The organism is Paraglaciecola polaris LMG 21857 (assembly GCF_000315055.1).
Lineage (GTDB): Bacteria > Pseudomonadota > Gammaproteobacteria > Enterobacterales > Alteromonadaceae > Paraglaciecola > Paraglaciecola polaris.
The window spans coordinates 1-6413 of sequence record NZ_BAER01000114.1; the positions used below are offsets into that span (position 1 = coordinate 1).

4 protein-coding genes are annotated in these 6413 nt (G+C 39.5%); all 4 read right to left on the reverse strand.

Annotation, left to right across the window (positions count from 1 at the left end; translation table 11 throughout):
• Positions 1-776: 776 nt before the first annotated feature.
• Complete coding sequence (locus GPLA_RS17815; protein ID WP_007106365.1) at positions 777-2927, reverse strand: AAA family ATPase; 2151 nt, start codon at positions 2925-2927, stop codon at positions 777-779.
• Complete coding sequence (locus GPLA_RS17820) at positions 2924-3361, reverse strand: VPA1267 family protein (RefSeq protein ID WP_007106366.1); 438 nt, start codon at positions 3359-3361, stop codon at positions 2924-2926. The genes GPLA_RS17815 and GPLA_RS17820 overlap by 4 nt, the downstream gene beginning before the upstream one ends.
• A gap of 1 nt (position 3362) precedes the next feature.
• Complete coding sequence (locus tag GPLA_RS17825; RefSeq protein ID WP_007106367.1) at positions 3363-4076, reverse strand: hypothetical protein; 714 nt, start codon at positions 4074-4076, stop codon at positions 3363-3365.
• On the reverse strand, positions 4061-6413 hold a 2353-nt coding region (locus GPLA_RS17830), incomplete at its 5' end, for a VPA1269 family protein (protein ID WP_040515313.1). The genes GPLA_RS17830 and GPLA_RS17825, both read right to left, overlap by 16 nt.

The following is a 6413-nucleotide window of genomic DNA, read 5'->3' on the forward strand; positions in this document are numbered from 1 at the left end:
TTATTAGATACTGTCGTGTTATCACCATTAGAAGAACCTCCCCCGCAACCGAAAAAAGTAAATGACATGATAATTAGAATGGAAATTTTTTGAATTGAAAAAAAACTTAACGACATATTACATCCTTATAAAAAAGCTTTATTGAGTAAAAATAACATACCTCATGAGTAGAGCATTTTATTCCAAATTAAGGAATAAATATTTTGAACAATCATAATCAAAACATGACCAAAATTCGCCAAAAATTTCCTCTCTAGAAACATAAAATGATAAATTCTGCTAACTTACCCACAAAAAACGATTCAGTTTCATATGGTATTTGCATCACATATTGAACCATGGTTAGCAACGTGAACTCTGGCTAGAACCCCAACTGAAAAGTGACTCACTTTTTCAATGCAATGCTGGTTCAATTTCTCATGCAATTCTACACTCAATACTTACGCTGTTACTTTTCGTTACAATGCTTATGTTCAAGAATACACTGCCCATTAGCAAAAAGCGTTAATTAGAATTGTTAAAATCCAACCAACTACACTCGTTTTGATCATCGCTCAAATAACCTATACCAACCTTAAAATGCAAATATCTGTAAATTCTGCAATTAAATTAGTTGTTTTTATTAATTATAAAAGCAAAAGAAGTCTGGCAGGGCGCGATGTTAAATTTGTGAATTCGATGAGTTTCTCATACGCGAGAAACATTATATGTAGTTTTGAACTATGCAGAGCTTAGCATCAAGGGGCTATCGCCCCTTAATAATCCCCATGTCAGTGCTACGATAGTAATCGTGATAGATAACTTCTTCGATTATGAGAATTACTCGGTGATTTTGTTATTTCGGCAAAGTCTGATGCGCTGCCTACAATATGGATTTCACTTTCAGCCCTAGTAATAGCCGTATATAGCCATGCTCTGTCTACAATTCTGCCTTTTTGTAAGGCAATTATTATACGTGAAAATTGCGACCCTTGAGCTTTATGAAGGGTTATGGCGTAACCTAGTTTCATGCAATCAAGCACGGCTTGAGTAACTTCAATTTTATCACCCGTATCGAGTGTCACTTCACCATAACTCTCTCCAGATGCGACAACACTTGAGAGGATACCAAGCGAGCCATTCTGAATGCCTTTATCATAGTGATTCTGCGTAAACAAAATAATGTCATTAAGACGCAGATTTAGAAATAATTGCTCCCCATGCATTTCAAACTCAAGCCTACTGCCACTGTGATTCACAGCCTCTTGAGTGAGCTTGTTGATTTCATCAACCAATGCTTTGGTTGGTGCCATTACACGGCAATTTTCAGGGGATTGTTGATACAATTCACAGCAGACTTGAGGTATCTTTTTCTTGTCTGTTTCGTGGAAATGAATTGCGCCTGTGGTAAGACATTCTGGGATTTTGCCTTGATTGATTAGTTGTGAATACTCAGGGATACCTGTCGATGCCTCAGCACGTTTAACGATGTTCAAAGTCGTATTAACTATCGTCTTCGACTCAACGATGTCTGCTAACACCTTCCCACAACCAATTGGCGGAAGCTGATCGGGATCACCTGCAAAGATAATACGCACTGAGGGGTGAATGTGATTTACCAAGCGATACATGGTTGGTAAATCAATCATGCTGGATTCATCAATAACAAGCAGATGTTTTTGTTTGTCTGAATCAATAGGATCATCTCTCAGGAACTTGGCAATCGTTGATGTGATAAAACCAATTGACTCATGTAAGCGCATTGCCGCACGACCACTTAGGGCAACAGCATGTATTTCAAACCCCATTGTATGATAGGCACGCAATGCAGCTCTAAGCACTGTCGTTTTGCCTGTACCCGCACCACCTGTGATGCAACTTACGGCGTTATCTAAACATGTTGTGATCGCTTCAACTTGTTTTTTTAATAGTTTGTAAGGCAGCTCACCTGCCGCTGAGCAATATGCAGATTCTGCATAATCGTCATATAGTTTTTTTTGAGCAGCGAGCGATTTAAGTCGTTTAGCGACGACATTTTCCATCAGCAACTGAGCCGTTGGATGATAAGTGCCTGTTTCATGATTTAAAAGGTATTGAGCCTTGTCATGACCCGCCTTAAACGCTTTGGCGACCAGCTCTTTGTCTTTGAGTAACTTGGTTAAGTGAGGGCGTAAATTGTCTTGTGTTGTGAAGGTATGGCCTTTCTCAATCTCTTTGCGTATTGCTACTTCAAGCGCTGCGCTCAATCGCCTGTCATCATTTGTTGCGTCCTCAAGTTGCGCTTGAGAAAGAGCATCCACCTCTGTAAAGCTCATGCCAAAACCAATTAACACATAAGGATTCTGTTTAATGGCTTCTATGGATTGCTCAGTGTGATACTTCAACAAACGCTGCTGAACACTGGCAGGTATTTTTTGTTCGGACATCCAATTGCAGTAGCCTAGATTCTTGTATTTTGCATACCCCTCAAACAAGGCGATGATGGAATCCTCGCTCAGAACGCCTCTAAGCAGTTCTCTAGACTCTGGCGTATCTATTCTCAAGGTTGAATGGAAATTCTTACCTAAAAGCTCCCAGAGTGCTCTTGCTTTGCTTTCACCAATACCTTTAAAGGCAGCTTCTCTGGCGATGAATCGAATCAATTGCTCGCCTGTTTCGGGCAAACTGCATTCAACATGATCAGGTGACTGGTAGGTATGCTGCTGCATAACGTAATCACCCGTGTCCATCTTTTCGATTTGTCGATTTCCTTTGACTGACCAATACTGACCAATTGCAGGTTGTGCAGGCAATGCGTCAGGATCTACCTTTATCGTGACATAGTATTTACCGCTGTTGGCTCTGTAAGAGTTTTTCTTTAACGGTGTGCCGCTGAATATCACCATCTTTGATGAGGTATAAGGGATACTGGTCACGCGCAATTGGTCTTCATGGAAGGCAGAATTCATCGGGGCATGAACCCCATTTCGGACAAGGTTTCTGACAATTCACCAAAGCGTGTCAGCTTGCCTTCAAGCTCTTTGATTTTGGCTTTTAGCTCGATGTTCTCAGCCTCTAGCGATGATGAACGTTTTGAATCAAGTGCCTTGCGATTCGCCGTTTTGTCGTATTGTTTCGGCTTATCCGCTTCTTTTTTGGCGGTGTCGGTCAGTGGTGGCAACACGCCTTTGTCGCGCAGGTTATCTTCCAGCTTTTTTAAGTGCTTTCGTATATAACGATTTTGATTTAGGGCTGATTTGCAACAGCCTACGGCTTTTGCCACTTCGATACGATTTAGCTGACCTCTATACACGATTTGTTTAAAGTCATCATCCTGTTGCGTTGCCACCCATGACTGAAACGCATCGAGGTTTTGCTGTGCTTTTTGCTGACCGCTAGCCATTTTAACTCCTATTTTTCTTCATTAAATGAATGGCAGCGGCTAGAGCCTGTTGAAGCTCCGTATCACTAAGTACATCATCTTTTCGTATTCCTTTTGAAGCGACTAAACAGCCTTCTTCATCAAAGTTCAATTTCGAGCTACCACCAATAAAGTCTTCAAGAACCTCGATTTGCTGCTCGACTGTTTCAGGACTATCAGCAACAATACTTGTAGAACTATGTGCTACCATTGATTTATGACTTTTATGGAAAAGTAGAGCACCCTCCTTTTCTTCAACGAGTGGTAGGTCTTGAATATCCTTTAATAGGATAATTTGATGCCTTGCTGATTTCAGTTCGGAATACATATTCTGCACTTTGAACTTAACAACATCACTTCCAATAGACTCGTAATCTGCATTACTCATGACAGTAAAATTTACATTAGCGTTAGACTCAGCTTTATTGACCTTGGCATCATTGATATCCTTATTCCAACAGTCTACTAAGACTCGATATGGGTTAAGTTTGCCGCGTATTTTTTTATTGTAAATCGCGCTTTTACTCATATTAATGCCAAGCACCCCTAAAGCCTTAACAAGGTTTGGCGCTGTTAAATCCACATGGTTCTTTTTAAAGCTTTTTATCGTTGTGTTTATTGCCCTTAATTTTGTTTCAACATTGTCGCTCGCCTCTGCACACAAGCCTTCTAAAGTAACTTCTATTTCTGTAGACATTTAATACTCCCAGACAACTCTTTAATCTGCATTGAAGCGCCTAGATACTTACCTTCATTAGTTTTCAAATCATGTTCAATTGATTTTGCCACTGAGGATATTGCGGCCTCTCTTTCCTTTTCTGTTAAAGGTTTTAAGAATATGGGTTGCTCTCCCAAGGCCATTAAAGCCATATCAACAAAGGTATCTCGTTTGAACTTCAAATCTTTATCTCTATTAAAATGAGGAACATGGGCATCTGACTCAACAATTGAATTCATATGTTCGAAATCTGAGCATTCATCAAAACCTAAACCGTAAACAAAATCATCTTTTGTATTTGTTAGTTCACGAACTGTTTCAAATAATGTAATCCCATAGTAAGCCTCGGCTAGCAGTATATTTTCTTCTTGTGAATTAGATTCCATATGATTCTCAATTTTATCAAGGTGTTGGGTGTTATCATGCCATTTTTCAGATTTACCGTTGGCCTTGTATTCTTCTTTTCTAATTCTTATTAGCGTTTTGTATTCTGCCTGTAACTCACCATATAGGCTGTTTAGCTTCTTAGCTTTATACATTAGACGATTGACATGCGACCAGATACTTATTAAGTATGGCTTCCCGCTAATTAGATATTTACAGGTTAAACATTTGCCAACACCTAAAAATGTAAACTCACCATCCTTTAGACCTTCATCACAAAGAGTCCCTGCATTCGGACATATACCTAAAGTGTTAGAGTTCCATGCTCTTTCCTTAATCACTTCCCACGAAGTGCTATATATATCAGGGATATAGGCCATAGCTCTGGCCTCTTCTGCGCTTAATTTCTTAAGGTCGGTCGATAGCGATATTTGCATCTTCTGAGAAATTTTTGCCTGTGCCTCTGAGATTTTCTCACTCACATATTCACGATCATGTTTAACGTAACGAAACGTCGTCCTAATATTTGCATGTCCAGCTACAAACTTAGAAATAATGTTTATAGGCACTCCAGCTTCTTCTAGCCTCGTTATTCCTGTAACTCTTGTACAGTGGATTGTTAGGTAGCTAATGTAGCTGTTACCACCACCGACATTACTTTCAAATTTCTTCATCTTATCAGCAGAAACCACCGAATAATCAGCACCTTCTTCGTCAAGGCGCTTTTGTATTTCAATCATTAAAGCGTTCCAACACTTAATCATTGACACTTTAGTTGGTGGGAAGTCCCATGACTCAGGTACAGGGTTCAAATTACATCTAAACAAATAGAAGCGACTTGGTATTAACTTTTTCACAGCATCTGTTGGTTCAGCGCCAAGGATTTGCTTAATTTCCTTTGGGTCTATCTCCATAAAGTTAGATGGTTTTTTAACTGGATGATGCTCATTTAGGAAAGACATCTGTCTTTGAGTGATAGATATCACATCAGGGTTATACCAAGGAATCGTATAACCGCTACTGTCACTAAAAGCCACACTACGATCTGCTGTCTTATTTGTGTTTATGTACATATAAGCACGTCTAACAACAGCTTCTCCTTGGTCATTATAATCTTTGGATTTTTTAGCATCCGAAATAAGTGTTTTGTCTCTACATAGAAAGCCTCGTTGTTGATTTGCCCCTCCTAATGCCTTCCAGTAGTTAGCGTGTTCTCCATCATTTTCTTCCCAGATCGATTGTTCAACATTAAATTTGTACGGATCACCTTCTCCGCTATCTAGACATTGTGCTTGAACGCCTCGAATAGGAACCGTAAACAAGATAGCCATTAAGTTTATTATCGTTGGGTTAAAAACTTTCTTACCGCTTTCGTTTTTAAAATACATGTAGGGCAATGTTTTTGCCCATTCATAGCTTGGTTCAAGCAGTATTTCAGTGGCAAGTTGATGTACTCGATAAGGAATTAGAGCTTTGGGAGTTTCATCCTTGCCGCCACCGCCTCGGTGGTTCTGCATTCTTAGAACTCTTTCAGTCTCTAAGCGAGATAAAAGCGGTTCATATCCGTCATCAATATCGATCCCATATTCCAACATAACCCAAACTAGGAAATCTCGAACATACATCGCCTTTGACCTGACTTGTTTTTTTACAACCTTTTCTAAATAATGAAGCCAGCGTGCATCGCCTGTGCGACCAACAACTATTAATTGGCGAAAGTCGTCTTCTGTTATGACTTCATCTATTTGAAGATGCTTACTGGTGTACGTTAATAATGATTTGAATCCTGCATTTATCTCTTTGGGGCTTTTCAGCACGAGAGTGTTTTTGTATTCGAGGAATGCTTTCGTGAGAAAAGAATAGTATTGTTGTTGAACAGCATCAGACTTTCTCTTTGATGATGATAATGCTCTGCCTCTGGATTTTATTAGA